At 67.9% G+C, this 16,714-nt stretch carries 14 protein-coding genes; 6 read left to right on the plus strand and 8 right to left on the minus strand.

The annotated features are described in order from the left end of the window. The first annotated feature begins 121 nt into the window (after positions 1-121). Both cobA and AC3A3W_RS09045 read left to right on the plus strand, forming a co-directional pair. The gene (cobA, locus tag AC3A3W_RS09040; RefSeq protein WP_487442082.1) at positions 122-1,387 is read left to right on the plus strand and encodes a uroporphyrinogen-III C-methyltransferase; all 1,266 of its coding nucleotides are present in this window, start codon (positions 122-124) and stop codon (positions 1,385-1,387) included. 87 nt (positions 1,388-1,474) lie between these two features. After that, positions 1,475-2,941, plus strand: coding sequence for an FAD-dependent oxidoreductase (locus tag AC3A3W_RS09045; RefSeq protein ID WP_487442084.1), 1,467 nt, complete (start codon positions 1,475-1,477; stop codon positions 2,939-2,941). Positions 2,942-3,022: 81 nt separating this feature from the next. On the opposite strand, the gene AC3A3W_RS09050 is transcribed toward AC3A3W_RS09045, so the two are convergent. From AC3A3W_RS09050 to AC3A3W_RS09060, 3 genes are all read right to left on the minus strand, one after another. Then, positions 3,023-4,390, minus strand: a complete 1,368-nt coding sequence (locus AC3A3W_RS09050; protein ID WP_487442085.1) for an SRPBCC family protein — start codon at positions 4,388-4,390, stop codon at positions 3,023-3,025. A 78-nt stretch (positions 4,391-4,468) separates the two neighbouring features. After that, positions 4,469-5,296 carry a DUF1206 domain-containing protein gene (locus AC3A3W_RS09055; protein ID WP_487442087.1) on the minus strand — a complete coding sequence of 276 codons (828 nt, stop codon included), beginning with the start codon at positions 5,294-5,296 and terminating at the stop codon, positions 4,469-4,471. Between the two features lie 7 nt (positions 5,297-5,303). Beyond that, on the minus strand, positions 5,304-5,594 hold the full coding sequence (locus tag AC3A3W_RS09060) for a hypothetical protein (protein ID WP_487442088.1): 291 nt from the start codon (positions 5,592-5,594) through the stop codon (positions 5,304-5,306). Between the two features lie 171 nt (positions 5,595-5,765). Between AC3A3W_RS09060 and AC3A3W_RS09065 the strand changes: the two genes are divergently transcribed. Beyond that, positions 5,766-6,305 carry a hypothetical protein gene (locus AC3A3W_RS09065; protein ID WP_487442090.1) on the plus strand — a complete coding sequence of 180 codons (540 nt, stop codon included), beginning with the start codon at positions 5,766-5,768 and terminating at the stop codon, positions 6,303-6,305. Positions 6,306-6,428: 123 nt separating this feature from the next. On the opposite strand, the gene AC3A3W_RS09070 is transcribed toward AC3A3W_RS09065, so the two are convergent. From AC3A3W_RS09070 to AC3A3W_RS09085, 4 genes are all read right to left on the minus strand, one after another. Further along, positions 6,429-7,625: an AI-2E family transporter gene (locus tag AC3A3W_RS09070; RefSeq protein ID WP_487442092.1), complete on the minus strand. Its 1,197-nt coding sequence runs from the start codon at positions 7,623-7,625 to the stop codon at positions 6,429-6,431. Between the two features lie 114 nt (positions 7,626-7,739). Next, on the minus strand, positions 7,740-8,315 hold the full coding sequence (locus AC3A3W_RS09075) for a hypothetical protein (RefSeq protein WP_487442093.1): 576 nt from the start codon (positions 8,313-8,315) through the stop codon (positions 7,740-7,742). Between the two features lie 174 nt (positions 8,316-8,489). Next, positions 8,490-9,170 carry a FadR/GntR family transcriptional regulator gene (locus AC3A3W_RS09080; RefSeq protein WP_487442094.1) on the minus strand — a complete coding sequence of 227 codons (681 nt, stop codon included), beginning with the start codon at positions 9,168-9,170 and terminating at the stop codon, positions 8,490-8,492. Between the two features lie 6 nt (positions 9,171-9,176). Then, the gene (locus tag AC3A3W_RS09085; protein WP_487442096.1) at positions 9,177-10,388 is read right to left on the minus strand and encodes an MFS transporter; all 1,212 of its coding nucleotides are present in this window, start codon (positions 10,386-10,388) and stop codon (positions 9,177-9,179) included. Positions 10,389-10,531: 143 nt separating this feature from the next. On the opposite strand from AC3A3W_RS09085, the gene AC3A3W_RS09090 reads away from it, so the two are divergent. Then, complete coding sequence (locus AC3A3W_RS09090; RefSeq protein WP_487442098.1) at positions 10,532-12,121, plus strand: CYTH and CHAD domain-containing protein; 1,590 nt, start codon at positions 10,532-10,534, stop codon at positions 12,119-12,121. 44 nt (positions 12,122-12,165) lie between these two features. Here the strand turns inward: AC3A3W_RS09090 and AC3A3W_RS09095 are convergent, their stop codons facing one another. Beyond that, a complete protein-coding gene (locus AC3A3W_RS09095; RefSeq protein ID WP_487442100.1) occupies positions 12,166-13,602 on the minus strand; it encodes a PucR family transcriptional regulator in 1,437 nt (478 codons plus the stop codon). A 142-nt stretch (positions 13,603-13,744) separates the two neighbouring features. Here AC3A3W_RS09095 and AC3A3W_RS09100 point away from each other — a divergent pair, with 142 nt between their 5' ends. Both AC3A3W_RS09100 and gabT read left to right on the plus strand, forming a co-directional pair. Beyond that, entirely contained in the window at positions 13,745-15,175 is a 1,431-nt protein-coding gene (locus AC3A3W_RS09100) for a gamma-aminobutyraldehyde dehydrogenase (protein WP_487442102.1), read from the plus strand. A gap of 70 nt (positions 15,176-15,245) precedes the next feature. Beyond that, positions 15,246-16,619: a 4-aminobutyrate--2-oxoglutarate transaminase gene (gene gabT / locus AC3A3W_RS09105; RefSeq protein WP_487442104.1), complete on the plus strand. Its 1,374-nt coding sequence runs from the start codon at positions 15,246-15,248 to the stop codon at positions 16,617-16,619. Positions 16,620-16,714 lie beyond the last annotated feature (95 nt).

Below are 16,714 nucleotides of genomic sequence, written 5' to 3' on the forward strand. Positions count from 1 at the left end.
CTGTCCGGGGCCGATAACTGCGGCCCCCGGCGGGCTCCCAATGTGACGCAGCGTTACCTTGCGTGAACTGGTGTTTCCGCCGCCGTTGTTGGTGAATGTGACGCGGCCCTACCGTTGATTCATGGCAATTCAGGACATCTACCCGACGGCACTGCGCCTCCTCGGCCGACCCGTGCTCGTGGTGGGCGGCGGGCCCGTGGCTGCACGCCGCGCGAAGGGCCTGCTCGACGCCGGTGCCCGCGTCACCGTGGTCGCCCCCGTTGCCTCCGCCGCGCTCCGTGAGCTCGCCGACGCCGGCCTGCTCGCCTGGGAGCCGCGCGCCTACTCTTCGTCCGACGTCGACGGCGTCTGGTTCGTCCAGACGGCCACCGGCGACTCTGCCGTGGACGCCCAGGTTTCGGCCGACGCCGAAGCGCAGCGCATCTGGTGCGTGAACGCCTCCGACCACGAAGCCTCCGCCGCCTGGACCCCTGCCGTGGCCGTGGTTGACGACGTCAAGATCGCCGTCAACGCCGGGGGAGACCCGCGCCGTGCCATGGCCCTGCGTGACGCCGTCGCTACCGCCCTCGAATCCGGCGACCTGCCGCTGCGCCGCCGCCGGGCCCACCGGGGCTCCGTGGCCCTCGTAGGCGGCGGACCCGGCGACACCGGCCTCATCACCGTGCGCGGCCGCCGGCTCCTCGGCCAGGCCGATGTCGTGGTCGCGGACCGCCTCGGCCCGCGCGATCTGCTCAAGGAACTGGCCCCCGACGTCCGCGTCATCGAGGTGGGCAAGACCCCCGGGAACCACCCGGTGCCGCAGGCCGAGATCAACCGGATCCTCGTCGAGGAAGCCCTGGCCGGCCACCGCGTGGTGCGCCTCAAGGGCGGCGACCCTTATGTCCTGGGCCGCGGCGGCGAGGAAGCCGAATTCTGCCGCCGGCACGGCGTCGAGGTTGAAGTGGTCTCCGGCGTGACCTCTGCCATCTCCGTGCCCGCCGCCGCCGGCATCCCCGTGACGCACCGCGGCCTCGCCAAGGGCTTCAGCGTTGTTACCGGACACGAGGAACTTTCCGAGGTGCCGGCCCGCCCCGACCACACCGTCGTGCTCCTGATGGGGGTAGGCCAGCTGCGCGAGTCGGCGTCCGCCCTCGGCAAAGCCGGCCTGCCCGGGGACACCCCGGTTGGTATTGTGGAGAACGGCTACCTGCCGAACCAGCGCGTGACGATTGGCACCCTCGCAACCATCGCCGACCAGGCCGAGGCCACCGGCGTCGCGAATCCTGCCGTGATCGTCATTGGTGACGTTGTCCGCGTAAGCCCCTTCGCGCCGTCGCACTTCAAGACCGCTGACTACAGCACCACCAGCCCGAACAAGCCCCGCACCACCCGCGTTCTCACCCCCTGAAACCCATCGACTGTTCCGTAACGGCCTTTATGAAGCCTCACAAGGACCGTTACGGAGCAACCGATGCAGACGAAAAGGAACACAGCCGTGTCAACCAGCACCACCGTAGGATCCGCTGCCCGCCCGTTGCGTGTGGCCGTCATCGGCTCCGGCCCGGCCGGCGTCTACGCCGCGGACATCCTCACCAAGAGCGAGGCCGTCAAGAGCGGCGAGCTGACCGTGAGCATCGACCTCTTTGACCGCTACCCGGCGCCCTACGGCCTGATCCGCTACGGCGTTGCCCCGGACCACCCGCGCATCAAGGGCATCGTCAACGCCCTGCACAAGGTCCTGGACCGCGGCGACATCCGGTTCTTCGGCAACGTTGACTACGGCACGGACCTCTCCATCGAGGACCTCCGCACCCACTACGACGCCATCATCTTCGCCACGGGCGCCATCAAGGACGCGGACCTGAACATTCCCGGCATCGAACTCGAGGGCTCCTACGGCGGCGCCGACTTCGTCTCCTGGTACGACGGCCACCCGGACGTGTCCCGCGAATGGCCGCTGGACGCCAAGGAAATCGCCGTGATCGGCAATGGCAACGTCGCCCTCGACGTGGCCCGCGTCCTCTCCAAGCACGCCGACGACCTCCTGGTCTCCGAGATCCCGGACAACGTCTACGCCGGCCTGAAGGCATCGCCCGTCACGGACGTCCACGTCTTCGGCCGCCGAGGTCCGGCCCAGGTCAAGTTCACCCCGCTGGAGCTGCGCGAGCTGTCCCACTCCAAGGACGTGGACATCATCCTGTACCCGGAGGACTTCGAGTTCGACGAGGAATCCGACCGCCAGATCCAGAGCAACAATCAGACCAAAACCATGGTCGGCACGCTCACCAACTGGATCGCCGAGCAGCCCGAGGACCTCTCCGAGCTCAAGGCCTCCCGCCGCCTGCACCTGCACTTCCTGCACAGCCCGGTGGAAATTTACGACGACGCCGAGAACCCCGGGCGCGTCAGCGGCATCAAGTTTGAACGCACCGAACTGGACGGCACGGGCAACGCCCGCGGCACCGGCGAATACATCGACTACCCGGTGCAGGCCGTCTACCGCGCGATCGGCTACTTCGGTTCCGCCCTGCCGGAGATCGAGTTCGACCACAAGAAGGGCGTCGTCCCGAACGCCGGCGGCCGCGTCCTGGACGCGTCCGGCGAGCACGTGCCGGGCATCTACGCCACCGGCTGGATCAAGCGCGGCCCTGTCGGCCTGATCGGCCACACCAAGGGTGACGCCCTCGAGACCGTGACCTACCTGCTGGAAGACCGCGAGAACCTGCCGGTTGCCGAGGCACCTGCCGCCAGCGCCGTCGTCGACCTCCTGGAAAGCCGCGGCGTGGAGTACACCAGCTGGGAAGGCTGGCTCGCCCTGGACGCGCACGAACTCGCCCTGGGCGCCGAAGCAACCGCGGCCGGCGGATCGCACGGCGTCGAGGTCAAGCGCGAGCGCATCAAGGTGGTGCCGCGCGAAGACATGGTTGCTATCTCCCGCGACGGAGTGGCCGCCAGCGTCTAGTTCCTCCACTAGCGCGAACAGGCAGCTATTGACCGCAAACCCCGTGTTTGACGTCAATAGCTGCCTGTTCGCGCTTCGACGTTAGCGGCCTGCGCCCCCGGCGGCCATGAGTTCGAGCCGCTTCAGGGTTTCGCGGTTGCGCACCGAGATGAGCGGGTCCCTCAGCACTTTGGGAACCGCCAGGCCGGGGCCGCGGACCGCGTCTTCGGCCATCGTGACCCGGCACTGGGTGCCCAGGTCCTCCAGCATGATCAGCACCTTGGCCTCGCCCATGGGCCAGCCGCGGGCGATCATTTCCAGCGACTTGCCCGGCTCAACGGCCGTGACCCTGGTGCTGTCATCGATCACCAGCGGCCACGCGCCCACGGAATGGTGGAGCCGCGAGCCGACCTCCGGCCAGTGCGCGTCGACGGCGCGGATCCTCGAGGCTCCGACCACCCAGCCGGAGTAGAGCCAGCCATCGGCGATCACCTTCCAGACGTCTGCTGCGGGGGAGTTGTAGACCTGGGTGACAGTGGCCATTGGTGTCCTCTCGTGCTGTTGCGGGGCGGGATGTTGCGTGGAGTTCTGGTCAGCCCGCCGCCGGCCGGAGTGGCGCGGTGCCAGAAGCCGGGGCGTCAGAACCTTGGGTCTGAGGACGCCGGGTACCCGGGCCGTGCGGTACGAATCCTCCCGGAGGCGCCGCGCCCACGCGTAGGTGCCGGCACCCGGCAACGGGTGCTGGAGCGGGTCGAAGCGGGCGGGGGTGTCGTCCTGATCCGGGTCCGCCCTGAGCGTCAGGGTGCCGGCGTGGACCCAGCGGCCCGCGGGCGTGGCGAAGGACAGCGCGAGGGTCCACCGTCCCTCGGTGAGGGCATCCCTGAAGTCGCCGCCGGTTTCGGCGCGGCCGGTGGCCGGGCGCGGCAGCGAAAGCGTCCGCAGGCCCAGCAGCACCGGCCCGTCGGCTCCCCTGTACGGCATGAGCGTGGTGAACCGGGCGGCGCCGACGTCCAGCCTGGGAAGCAACAGGAACCGCGCCGGAAAACCCCAGCCTGTGGTCGCGAACAGGACGTCCGCCGTGCCCGGACCCGTGCCAATGCGGAGGGCGAGGCCCAGGATGTCGGGGAGGGCATCCGGAAGCCCTACAGAGCGGGAGAACCGGGCCCGCACCTGGTCGGTGCCCGGAACGTCGAGCCAGCTGATGCCGCTGCGTACGTGGGGCATGCCGCCGGGCGCCCCGCCGGCCGGACTGCCGTCGGACACCCCACTGGCCGGGCCGTCCTGCAGGCCGTGCCTGGTCAGCTCTCCGACGAGGCTGATGCCCCGCGGATGAATCGGCCGGTCCGGACGGAGGGCCTTGATGGCTTTGAAGACGGCGGCGAACCCCCGGCCGGCGAGCTCGCTTCCCTGGCCGGCCAGCTGGCTTCCCCGGCCGGCCTGCCCGGCCCCTTCGCGTGCTTCGTGCGTCATATCAGCCCTTCCTCGTTGCTTCACGTCCGGGGCTGGACTTCCACCCGGCGGCTCGTGCTGGGCCGCTTCCACGGCCGCTCACATCCGGCCAAACTTTGACCTGACCAAGGCGAAAATGCCGTAGCAAATAAAGCCCGCACCGATCGCCAGCAGCAGATAGGGGCCATACGGGTGGTCCCGCAGGGCCTTGAGGCTGCCGTCCAGGCCGGTGGATTCTTCCGGGCTGTGCTTGGCGGCGGCGACGACGAAGAGCAAACCGGCAAGGATCAGCGCGATGCCTTTTGCAACGTGGCCCGTCACGCCCAGGGAGTCAACCAGCCGTCCCCTCCGGGTGCCCTCAAAATGGAAAAGTTCCTCCTTGAACCCCCGCCGGACGCCTTTCACGATGAAGTAGACCCCCACGCCCACGACGGTGAGGCCGAGCGCGCTCAGTACCACCGTGCCGAACGGTGTGGCCAGGAGTGCCGCGCTGATGTCCTTGGTTGACTCGCCCGAGTCGCCGCGCAGGCCCACCGCAAAACCCCCGAAGCTCAACCCGACGCTGCCATAGGCGATGGCCAAAAAGCCCGAGGAAATGTGTTTGCCGATTCTCTCCTTCGTCGGCAAATGGCGGGCCCGGAGCGTCGCCTCGCTCAACTGCCAGAGGGCGAGGCCACAGCATGCGATCATTCCCGCCCACATGACGGCGGGTCCCCACGGGTTGGCGGCCAGCTGCTCGATTGCCCCGGTGGCCTCGGCCTGGCCTGGCGCGCCCAGTGCCAGCGCGATGGCGATGGCGCCGACCACGATGTGGAGCAGCGCCATAACGGCAAACCCGGAACGCGCGACGACGTCCAGCGCCTTGGTGTTCGACGCCGCCTCCGCGGCGTCGGCCGCTTCGTCTATCGGGCCCGCCTTGTCCGTCATGGCGTCGCTAGCCGTTCATGGGTCCTTCGGCATGGACCCTTTCGGCTCCTTCGCCGGTCAGCTTCACGGTGCAACGGACCACGAGCGTGTCCGGCGCGGTGTCGAGCTCCACGAGCGTGTCACCGGCCCTGAGCACCGCATAGCCCTCCGACCCGGGCTCGACGCCAAAGCCCCTCGACGCGGCGGCCTGCCGGGCATTTTCCAGCGCTTCCTGCCGGAGCTCCTCCACGTACTTCTCGTCGTCCTCGCGGGCGGAGTCGCCAAAGGCCCAGCCGAACAGTGTTCCCGTTGCTTCCATGGCGTTGATTTTACGCGCAGGGGCCGTGCTGTTACGGGCTTCCGTAACATTAGTAAGTGTGCTTACCATGTGCACACCATGACTTTGGTGTGGCTGCCGTCCACGGGTAATCCCCGATGGCGGCGTGGAAGCCATCATTCCCGATCCGACCTCTACGTAAGGAAGCACATCATGGCAGGAAATCTACTGGCACGCTCCGTTCACGACCTGACGGCGGCGGCCTGGTTCGGTGGTTCGCTGATGGGCGCCATTGGCCTGAACGGAGCCGCCGCGGAAGCCAAGGACCCCGCGGAGCGCACCCGGCTCTCGAGCGTGGGCTGGATGAAGTGGGCGCCCATTCAGACGGCGGCCTTCGCCACCCACCTCGTGGCGGACCTGGCCATCGCCTGGGAGAACAGGGAACGGATCGCCAAGCAGGACAGCGTGGGTGCTGACACCCTCTACAAGACGGCAGCAACGCTGGCGGGCGCCGCCGTCACGCTGTATGCAGGGATCCTGGGAAAGAAGGTTGAGAAGCTGGCGGACGAGGGTGCGGAAGGCGCCACCGAGCCGCGGCCTGGAGCGTCGGACAAACTGCGGGCCGCGCAGCAGCAGCTCAAGGTGCTGCAGTGGACCATCCCCGCATTCGCGGCCTCGGTCATCGTGCTCGGTGCCAAGCACGGCGAGATGCAGCGGCCCAAGAATGTTCTCAAGGGTCTCCGCGACCGCTGACGCCGGCGATCAGCCCCACAACGGTGGCTGGCTGAGGAAGCGAACGACGACGGAGGCCGGGTCCCCCGCGAGGGGAGCCGGCCGCCGTCGTCGTGTGCGTCGTGTGAGCGGGGTGGCAGGCCGCTACACCGGCTGGCTGTTCGCCGGCGGCAGGTCGGGGTTCATCGGTTCCAGGTTGGGATCCTCAGCCGTCCACACCTGGATCACGGCCCAGACGACCGCCGCGATCGGCACTGACAGGACAGCGCCGATGATGCCGGCGAGGATGGTGCCGGCGGTGAGCGCCATGAGGATGACGAGGGCGTGGAGCTGGAGGGATTTGCCCATGACCACCGGCTGCAGCAGGTCGCCCTCGAGCTGGTTCACGGCGATGACCACGGCAACGACGATCAGGGCCACCACCGGCCCGTTGGCGACGAGCGCCACGAGCGCTGCCAGGATGCCGGCCACCGTGGCCCCGACCAGCGGGATGAAGGCGCCCATGAAGATGATGATGGCCAGCGGGATGGCCAGCGGGACCTGCAGGATCAGCAGTGCGGCGCCGATTGCCACCGTATCCACCAGTGCCACGATGGCCGTTCCGCGGACATAGCCGCCGAGCACTTCCAGTGTGCGGCGTCCTGCCCGGCGGAGTTTCGCCTCCCGCTGGCCGCTGAAGGGCCGGAGGAAAAAGTTCCAGATCTTCGCGCCGTCCTTCAGGAAGAAGAAGAGGATCACCGCCATGAGGGTGGCGCCGGCGATGAATTCGGTGACCACGGACAGGCCGGAAATCGCGCCGGACCGGACCTGGCTGCTGGTGGCGAACTGGATGATGCCTTCCCTGGCCTGGTTCAGCTGCTCACGGTCCAGCGGGAACGGCCCGGTGAGGAGGAACTTTTCAAGTTCGTCGAGGCCGGAAGCGGCCTGCTGCACCAGCTCGTTCCACTGGCTGCGGACCGACATGACAATCACTGTGGTGACGCCGGCCAGCAGCGCCAGCAGTGCCACGAACGCTATGCCCGTGGCCGCGGCGCCGGGCAGTCCCCTGCGGCGGAGCATGTTCACGAACGGGCCGATTGCGGCCGCCAGGATCAGGGCAATCATGGTCGGGATGACCAGCAGCCTGATCTGCAGCAGGGCGTACACTGACACGCTGGCGACGGTGAGGATCAGCAGTATTTGGGCGGACCGGGTGCCCACCCGGCCCAGGCTATCGGTCCAGAGTTCGCGGGACGTTTTCGTTTCGGCCGGGGGTGTGCTGGCCGGCCGGGCTGCGTCCTTGCCGGCGTGATCGTGGTCTCGAGGCAATTCTTGCTCGGACAGTTGTGCTGCGCGGGCCATGGGAACTCCTAGTAATCTGCGGGCAGTGGACAGCGTCTAGCTCCCCAATCAGATAGTAAGCCTACTGACGTAAAGGGTGGCGGGGAAACCCGCGCCCGGCGGGCCCCTGGCGCCTCAGAACTCCGCGTTGACGAAGCCGATCACGATGGCCGCCCACCAGCACAACTGCGAGATGCCCAGGCACAACAGCATGTGGATCCGCTGGCCGATGGGCAGAGCCGCGAAGGTCGTCGTGGGCGGCATGACCACGAGCCGCCGCATGAGTGGAATCAGCATGATGCCGTTCAGCATCAGCACCAGCACGGCCGCCAGTTTCACCACGGTCAGGGGGTTGCTGAGGTCCGGGCTCAGGAGGGCGCCACTGAACAGCAGGACCGCGGTGCCCGACCAGATCAAGGGGCCGGCGGCGCCGTCCAGGCGGATCGTTTCGGCAAGTTCACGCCTGCCGATCAGCCACAGGAAACCATGCCAGTCCACCAGCAGGATGGCGCCGAACGCCAGCACCATCGCCAGGATGTGGACGGACAGGCTCAGGACCCGGGGTGGTCCCTCGACTGTGACGGACAGCCCCAGGGCGACGGCGAGCACCCAGGCCGCCGCGGCGGCGACGCAGAGGATCCCGACCAGCCGGCGGGATGATTTATGGTCCTTGCGCGGGAACCTGCGGCCCGCGGCTGCACTGTACGTCATGGCCTACCTCCAACTGCCTGAAAGGACCGTTGCATATGGGTGGCGGATGCTGCCGCGAGGTAAACCGCTAAATTGAGAATCGAACCGGGACCTTGGAAAAACCTTGGAAAAACCCTGCGAAACGGGCTCTCACCCCCACAAATGGGCCCCCTAACCGGGGGAGGACCATAGGGTTTACTCCCGCAGCCATTCGGCGCAGGAATTGAGGTTGCGGTTCACACTGGCCACGGCCTCGTCTGGATCGTGCGCTTCGATGGCGTCCACGAGCCGTTCGTGACCCTCGCGCGGCAGGCCCTGGAATCCGGGGCGCCCGTGCTGCTTCAGCAGGTCGTTGTGGAAGACCTCGCCGAAGCTGGCGTAGAGCTCGTACAGCAGCGGGTTGCCGGAGGCCTGCGCCACGCGCTCGTGGAAGCCCCAGTCGGCCCGTGCCCAGGCGGCGTAGTCGGCCGCGTTCCAGGCAGCTTCGCGGTCGGCGAGCAGCGCGCGCAGGGCGGCGACGTCGTCGGCCGTTGCGTTGCGGGCGGCGAGGCGTGCCGCCTGGGTGTCCAGTCCCACCCGCACCTCGAGGATGTGCTCCTCGGTGTGGTCCTGGTACATGCGGCGGGCGGCGCCGGAAATCTCGCTGGTGGCGCGGACGTACGTGCCGTCACCGCGCCGGACCTCGAGCATGCCGCTGTGGGCGAGGGCCTTGATCGCCTCGCGGAGCGTTCCGCGTGACACGCCCAGACCGGCCATCAGCTCTGTCTCGGAGGGGATCCGCTGCTGCAGCGGCCACTCACCCGAATGGACCATTTCGCGGAGCTTGGCGGTGACTTCGTCGGCCAGCGGCTGGCGGTGCGAGGTGCTGAGCGTCATGGCGTCCTAGCCTTTCGTCTTGGCAGTGAGGTGGTGGGCCACCACGATCTGCGCCAGGGCAATCGCCAGCAGCAACGCCAGCGGCAGTGTCCAGCCTCCGGTCGAACTGTGCAGCAGGCCCATGCCGAACGGACCCACGGTGGCCAGGAGGTAGCCGGTGGACTGGGCCAGGGTGGAGAGTGCGGTGGTTTCGGCAGTGTCCCGGCCGCTGCGGCTGATGATCACCATGACCAGCGGAAAGATGCCGAGCCCGAAGCCGAGCAGCACGGCCGGGACGGCCGCGAGGGATACCGGCAGGAAGAGGAGCGCGGCCACCCCGGCCACCATGGTGACGCTGACCAGGTAAAAGGCCGGGCGCAGCATGCGGGGCCGGGAGCCGATGGCGATCAGCACCATGCCGGCCGGCACCGAAACCAGCTGCATGAGCCCGAACATCAGGCCGCTGTCCGCGGCGCTGAGGCCCATGGTGGTGAGCATGTACGGGAACCAGCTCAGCAGCGCGTACGCCAGCAGCGCCTGCAGCGTGAAGATGGCCGTGAGCAGCGCCCCCTTGCGGGTCCGCAGCAGCGGCCACGGCGACACGTGGCCCGACGTCCCTCGGACACTGTTGCGGTGTGCGTGCAGCGCCACGGGCAGGAAGCCCAGGAAAGCGGTCATGGCGAGAATGCCGATCGCGCCCAGGCCCGCGGATGGCGAGCCGAGCAGCTGGGCCAGGGGCACGACGGCCACGGCCGTGACGGTGGCCCCGGTGGTCATGGTCACGGTGTAGAGGCCGGTCATGAGGGAGGTGCGGTGGGCGAAATGCTCGCGGATGAATGACGGCATGGCCACGTTGCACACCGCCAGGCCGGACATCCCCAGCACCGTCCCGGCCAGCAGCATGCCGGTGGAAGTGATGCCGCGGACCAGCAGCCCGGCAGCCAGCATCGCGAGGCACAGCAGGATGGACTTCTCGACGCCGAGCCGGCCCGTGAGCCACGACGTCGCCGCCCCCGCCAGCGCGAAACACAGCGTGGGAATGGACGGAATGACCGACGCCACCAGGGGGCCGTAGCCCAGCACCAGCTGAAGGTCGTGGAACAGCGCCGACGCGCCGGTGATGCCCGCCCGGAGGTTCAATCCGATCAGCACCAGCGCAATAACGCTGACGACGACGGCGGCGCGCGCCTTGGGCGGGCGGGCAGCGGTCGCCGCGGGGGCTGAAGAAACGGAGGTCATTCCTTAACATTAGACGTTAGACGTTTGATGTCTAGGGTTTTGTGGCAGATCTCTCGCGGGCCCGCCTCAGGACGAATAGACTCGGGCACACGGACACAGGGGGCCGACAGCGGGCCGCCGATGCGAAAGGATGCCGTACGGCCATGACTTCCGAGGGCCTTGAAACCGAGAAGAAGTACGACGTCGACACCGACACCGCGCTCCCGGCACTGCATGAGATACCCGGCGTGGAACGGGTGGGGGAGCCGTCCGATGCCGACCTGGAGGCGGTCTATTTCGATACGGACGACTTCATCCTGGCCGCCCGCCGGATCACCCTCCGGCGCCGCACAGGCGGAGTCGACGCCGGCTGGCACCTGAAACTGCCGGCGGAATCTGACACAGAATCCGCTGCGGAGTCCGGTACAGACTCCGGTGCAGAGCAGGCACCCCGGCAGCGGCGGGAGATCCATGCACCGCTCGGACAGGCCGCCGTCGTCCCGGGGGAGCTGCTGGCGTACCTGCATGTCTACCTCCGCGGCGCCGAGCCGGTGCCGGCCGCCAGGCTGAAGACCAGGCGCACCACCCACGCCCTGTACGGGCAGGACGGCGTGCACCTGGCCGACTTTGCCGACGACAGGGTGGAGGCCGAAACCCTGGGCGGTGCGAGCCGGAAGCAGGAATGGCGCGAGTGGGAACTCGAGCTCGTCCACGGGGAACCGGACCTGTTCGCCGCCGCCGCCGCCGCGCTCGCCGAGACCGGCGCGAGGCCGGCGGCGCATGCATCCAAACTGGCCAGGGCGCGGGGGGAGGAGGCTCCGGCGGGCACCGCCGGGACCGGGGGACAGCAGCCTGTCGGGAAGGTTGCGGCGAAGAAGCAGCCGGCCTCCGGCGTCGTGACCGCCTACCTGGGCGAGCAGATCAGCGAGCTCATGGCGACTGATCCTGCCGTGCGGCTGGAGGAGCCCGACGCCGTCCACCAAATGCGCTCCGCCGCGCGGCGGATGCGCTCCGCCCTGGCGGTCTACCGCAAACTCTTCGGAGCAGCTCCGGTCCGGCGGCTGCGCGGCGAACTCCAGTGGCTTGGCAGCATCCTCGGATCGCCCCGTGACTCCGAAGTGATGCGTGAGCGGCTGCGCACCCACGTTGCGGAGCTGCCTCCGGAACAGGCAAGCGCGGTCAACGGCAGGCTGGAGCGCGAACTGGGCCGCAGGTTCGACGCAGGCTACAGGAGAGTGCAGGAAGTGCTCATGGCAGACCGCTACTTCCGGCTGCTGGATGACCTGGAGGACTTCCGGGACAACCCGCCCGTCCGGCCGGCTGCGTCTGCGCCTGCCGGAACCGTGGCAGGCAAACGGGTGAAGAAGGCAGTCAGGCGGCTGCGCCGTTCGCACAAGGCGGCGAAACGGGAGAAGGCGAGCCCGGGCCATGAGATCGCGCTGCACCAGGTGCGCAAGGACGCCAAACGCCTGCGGCACGCGGCAGAATCGGCCGAGCCGGTCTACGGGAAGCGGGCAGCCAAGCTGGCCAAGGCCGCCCGCCGCCAGCAGAAGATCCTGGGCGACCACCACGACAGCGTGGTGGCGCAGGCCCTCCTGGAGAAGATGGTCCGCGGTCCGGAGCTTCCGGAGCAGGCCGTCGCCGCCTACGGTTCACTTCTCGAGACGGAGACCGGCATCATCGCCCGCACCGAAGCCAAGTACCGCAAGTCCCGGCGGAAGGCACGCAAGCTGCTGAAGCGCGGGGTCGGCTAGCCAAACGGCCTGCCGGACTGGGCCCTACGGCTGTCTACCCCTGTCTACCCCTGGTGCCGCGATCCGAGCCGGGTGACCGCGAGGGCGAGCCACAGCTGGACACGGTCGGCGGTGACGGAGGGGTCGTAGCCGGTGAGTTCGGTGATCTGGGCCAGGCGGTAGCGGACCGTGTTCCGATGCAGGGTCAGGGCTTCGGCCACGGCAGCCACCGAGCCGTTGTTGCTCAGGTAGCTCTCCAGTGTGGTCATCAGCTCCGCCCCGTGCGCGGCATCGAACGTGCGCAGCGGATTCAGCGATTCATTGGCCATGTCCGCGAGCGGCACGTCCTCGCTCGCCAGCAGCAGCGACGTCAGGCTGAGACGCTCCGGCTCGTTGACAGGCAGTCCGTGGCTCGCGGCGTCGCGGGCCTCGAAGTAGCTCCAGCGCAGGCCGTTAGGCTTCGTGTAGGCGCCGCCGATGCCGATTGTGGCATGGATGCCCGCCTCGGCAAGATGGTCGCTAAGGCTCCTGGCCAGCGCAGTGGCGCCGCGGCCGTCGTCGGCGATCACCGTGATCAGGTCCTTGCCGACGACGGCGGTCACCGCCTTCTCGAGCGCCCGCGGCAGCGATGAGGTCACCAGCTGCTTGTGGTGTGCCTCGGAACCGGCCAGCAGCACCACGTTCTTCCGGGTGCTGTTGATTCCGGTCCCAGCCAGGCGGCGGGTGGCTTCGCTGGGGTCCAGCGTTCCGTGGATCACGTCCTCCAGCACCTGCCCGCACAGTGCCCGCTCGGCCTGGCGCTGCTTGACCATGTTGTTGAGCTCCACGCTGATGAGGTTCTGCGCGTAGCCGATGATGCCGGAATCCTCGAACGGCTGCCTCACCCACAGGGTGCAGGCGTCGCGGCGGCCGGTGGGGATGGGGTACGAAGCCCAGGAGTGGGCGTCCGGCGCTGCGGTGCCGCTGTTGTACAGCTCGGCGGTGAACTGGGTCAGCACGATGTCGGTGCGCAGCATGCCGCCGAGGTGCCTGAGCAGTTCGGACAGCCCACCGCCCGTGAGCAGCGCCCGGGCCAGGATCTGGTGGCCCGCGATGAGCCGTTCCAGCTTGGAATAGTGGTCGGCAGACTGCGCGTCCGCCACGAGCTTGCTGATCGCGATAAAGGGCGTGCCGTACGGCACCTCCACCACCGGCAGCCCCCAGCGGTTCGCCTCTGCAATCAAAGCCGGCGGAACGGCGTCGTGCGTCAGACCCACGCCGAAACCGATTCCCACAGCGCCTGCGCGCTGGACCTGGCGCACAAAGCGGCGCTGTTCCGGCGCACTTTTCATCCGGAGCCCGGTGGTCAGCACGAGTTCGCCGCCGTTGAGGAAGCGCTGCGGGTCCTCCAGTTCGGTGACCGCAACCCAGCGGATGTCCTGGTGCGAGGTGGTCTCCGCAAGGCTCGATTTCTTGAGTCCCAGAGACTGCACGGCAAGGAGGGCCGCAAGGGAAATTGCCATGGATCAAGGGTAGCCGGTGGCTGGCCGATCGCACTAAAGCCCTGCGCCAAAGGTGTGCAGGTGGCTATTCCCCGGGGTGGTGGGCTGGAATAGGCTCGAAGCAGCTGCATCACATCATTCGGGACGAAAGAGGTTGTACACCGTGGTTCAAACCTTGCAGAACTTCATCAACGGCGAGTTCGTGACGCCCGCCGGCACCGGACTTCTTGACATCGTGAACCCCACCAACGGGGAGGTTGTGGCCAAGTCGCCCATTTCCGTTGCGGCGGACGTCGATGCCGCCATGGCAGCCGCCAAGGACGCGTTCAAGACCTGGAAGCGCACCACGCCCGGCCAGCGCCAGCTTATGCTCCTCAAGCTCGCGGACGCCGTCGAGGCGAACAGTGACGAGCTCGTGGAGGCGCAGCACCGCAACACCGGGCAGGTACGCTCGCTGATCGCCTCGGAGGAAGTTGCCGCCGGCGCCGACCAGCTGCGCTTCTTCGCCGGTGCCGCCCGCATCCTTGAAGGAAAGTCGGCCGGCGAATACTTCGAGGGCCACACATCCTTCGTCCGGCGCGAACCCATCGGCGTCGTGGCCCAGGTGGCGCCGTGGAACTACCCGTTCCTCATGGCCATCTGGAAGATCGGTCCTGCGCTCGCCGCCGGCAACACGGTGGTGCTCAAGCCCTCGGACACCACACCGGAATCCACCCTGGTGCTGGCGAAGCTGGCCAAGGACATCTTCCCGGCCGGCGTCCTGAACGTCATCCTCGGCACCGGCGAAACCGGCGCCATGATGGTGGAGCACAAGGTCCCCGGCCTCGTCTCGATCACCGGCTCCGTCCGCGCCGGCATCGCCGTCGCCTCGGGTGCCGCGAAGGGCCTCAAGCGCGCGCACCTGGAACTGGGCGGCAAGGCCCCGGCCATCGTCTTCAAGGATGCCGACATCAAGAAGAGCGCCGCGGCCATCGCCGAGTTCGCGTTCTTCAACGCCGGCCAGGACTGCACCGCCATCACGCGCGTGCTGGTCGAAGACTCGGTACACGACGACGTCGTGGCAGCCCTGGTGGAACACACCAAGACGCTGCACACCGGCTCGCAAAACGACGAAGAGAACTACTTCGGTCCGCTGAACAACGTCAACCACTTCAACGCGGTGACCTCTGTCGTTGAGCACCTGCCGGCCAACTGCCGAATCGAAACCGGCGGCCACCGCGCCGGCGACAGGGGCTACTTCTTCGAGCCCACCATCGTCACCGGCGCCAAGCAGACTGATGACATCGTGCAGAAGGAAACCTTCGGCCCGGTCATCACCGTGCAGAAGTTCAGCACGGAACAGGAAGCCGTGGAGATGGCCAACGACGTCGACTACGCCCTCGCGTCGAGCGTCTGGACCTCCGACCACGGCACCGCCATGCGGCTCAGCCGCGATCTTGACTTCGGTGCGGTCTGGATCAACACCCACATCCTGCTCACCGCCGAAATGCCCCACGGCGGGTTCAAACAGTCCGGCTACGGCAAGGACCTCTCCATGTACGGCGTCGAGGACTACACGCGCATCAAGCACGTCATGAGTGCTCTCGACTCCTAACAATTCGCTGGTTGAGCCTGTCGAAACACGACCCAGGCAGGCTCAATCACCAGGCACCGAAAGGCCCCCCATGACCACCACCGCCAACGAAATCACCTACCGCCTTGAGCAGAAGCGCCGCGTCCAGGCCGACTTCCCGGGCCCCAAGTCTGTCGCCCTGACCGAACGCCGCAAGGCTGTGGTCGCCGCCGGCGTCGCGTCCAGCGTTCCCGTCTACGTGGCAGACGCTGACGGCGGCATCATCCACGACGTCGACGGCAACTCCTTCATCGACCTCGGCTCGGGCATCGCGGTGACCAGCGTCGGCGCGTCCGATCCCGCCGTCGTCGGGGCCGTGAAGGAGGCCGTGGAGCACTTCACCCACACCTGCTTCATGGTCACGCCGTACGAGGGCTATGTCGCCGTCGCTGAGCAGCTGAACCGCCTGACGCCGGGCGACCACGAGAAGCGCACCGTCCTCTTCAACTCCGGTGCCGAAGCCGTGGAAAACGCCGTCAAAGTGGCTCGCCTCGCCACCGGCCGTGACGCCGTCGTCGCCTTTGACCACGCATACCACGGACGCACCAACCTGACCATGGCGCTGACTGCCAAGGCCATGCCGTACAAGACCAACTTCGGTCCGTTCGCGCCCGAGGTCTACCGCATGCCGATGAGCTACCCGTACCGCGAGGAAAACCCCGCGATCACCGGTGCCGAGGCCGCCAAGCGCGCCATCACCATGATCGAAAAGCAGATCGGCGGCGAATCCGTCGCAGCCATCATCATCGAGCCGATCCAGGGCGAGGGCGGGTTCATCGTCCCGGCCGAGGGCTTCCTGCCGGCGCTGGCCGCGTGGGCCAAGGAAAAGGGCATCGTCTTCATCGCCGACGAGGTGCAGTCAGGCTTCTGCCGCACCGGCGAATGGTTTGCAGTGGACCACGAGGGCGTTGTTCCGGACATCATCACCATGGCCAAGGGCATTGCCGGCGGCATGCCGCTGTCCGCGATCACCGGCCGCGCCGACCTGCTCGACGCCGTCCACCCGGGCGGCCTGGGCGGCACCTACGGCGGCAACCCGGTGGCCTGCGCCGCTGCGCTTGCTTCGATTGGATCCATGGAGGAGTACCACCTCAACGCCCGCGCCAAACACATCGAGGAAGTCGCAGTGGGCCGCCTCCGCGAGCTGATGGCCGAGCTTCCAGGCGGTACCGACGGCTCCGTGATCGGCGACATCCGCGGCCGCGGTGCCATGCTGGCCATCGAACTGGTCCAGGCCGGGTCCAAGGAGCCCAACCCTGAGCTCACCAAGGCCGTTGCGGCTGCCTGCCTCAAGGAAGGTGTCATCATCCTCACCTGCGGCACCTACGGCAACGTCATCCGCCTGCTGCCCCCGCTGGTCATCAGCGACGAGCTGCTACTGGACGGCCTCGAGGTGCTCGCCGCGGCCATCAAGGCCAACGCCTAACCCCCACCTCCCAGAAGCGCGAACGGGAGCGCGAACGACGACGGCGGGCCGGGTACCAAAAGGTGCCCGGCCCGCCGTCGTATCCGGGGGTAAAG

This window comes from Arthrobacter sp. Soil_N43 (assembly GCF_057655195.1).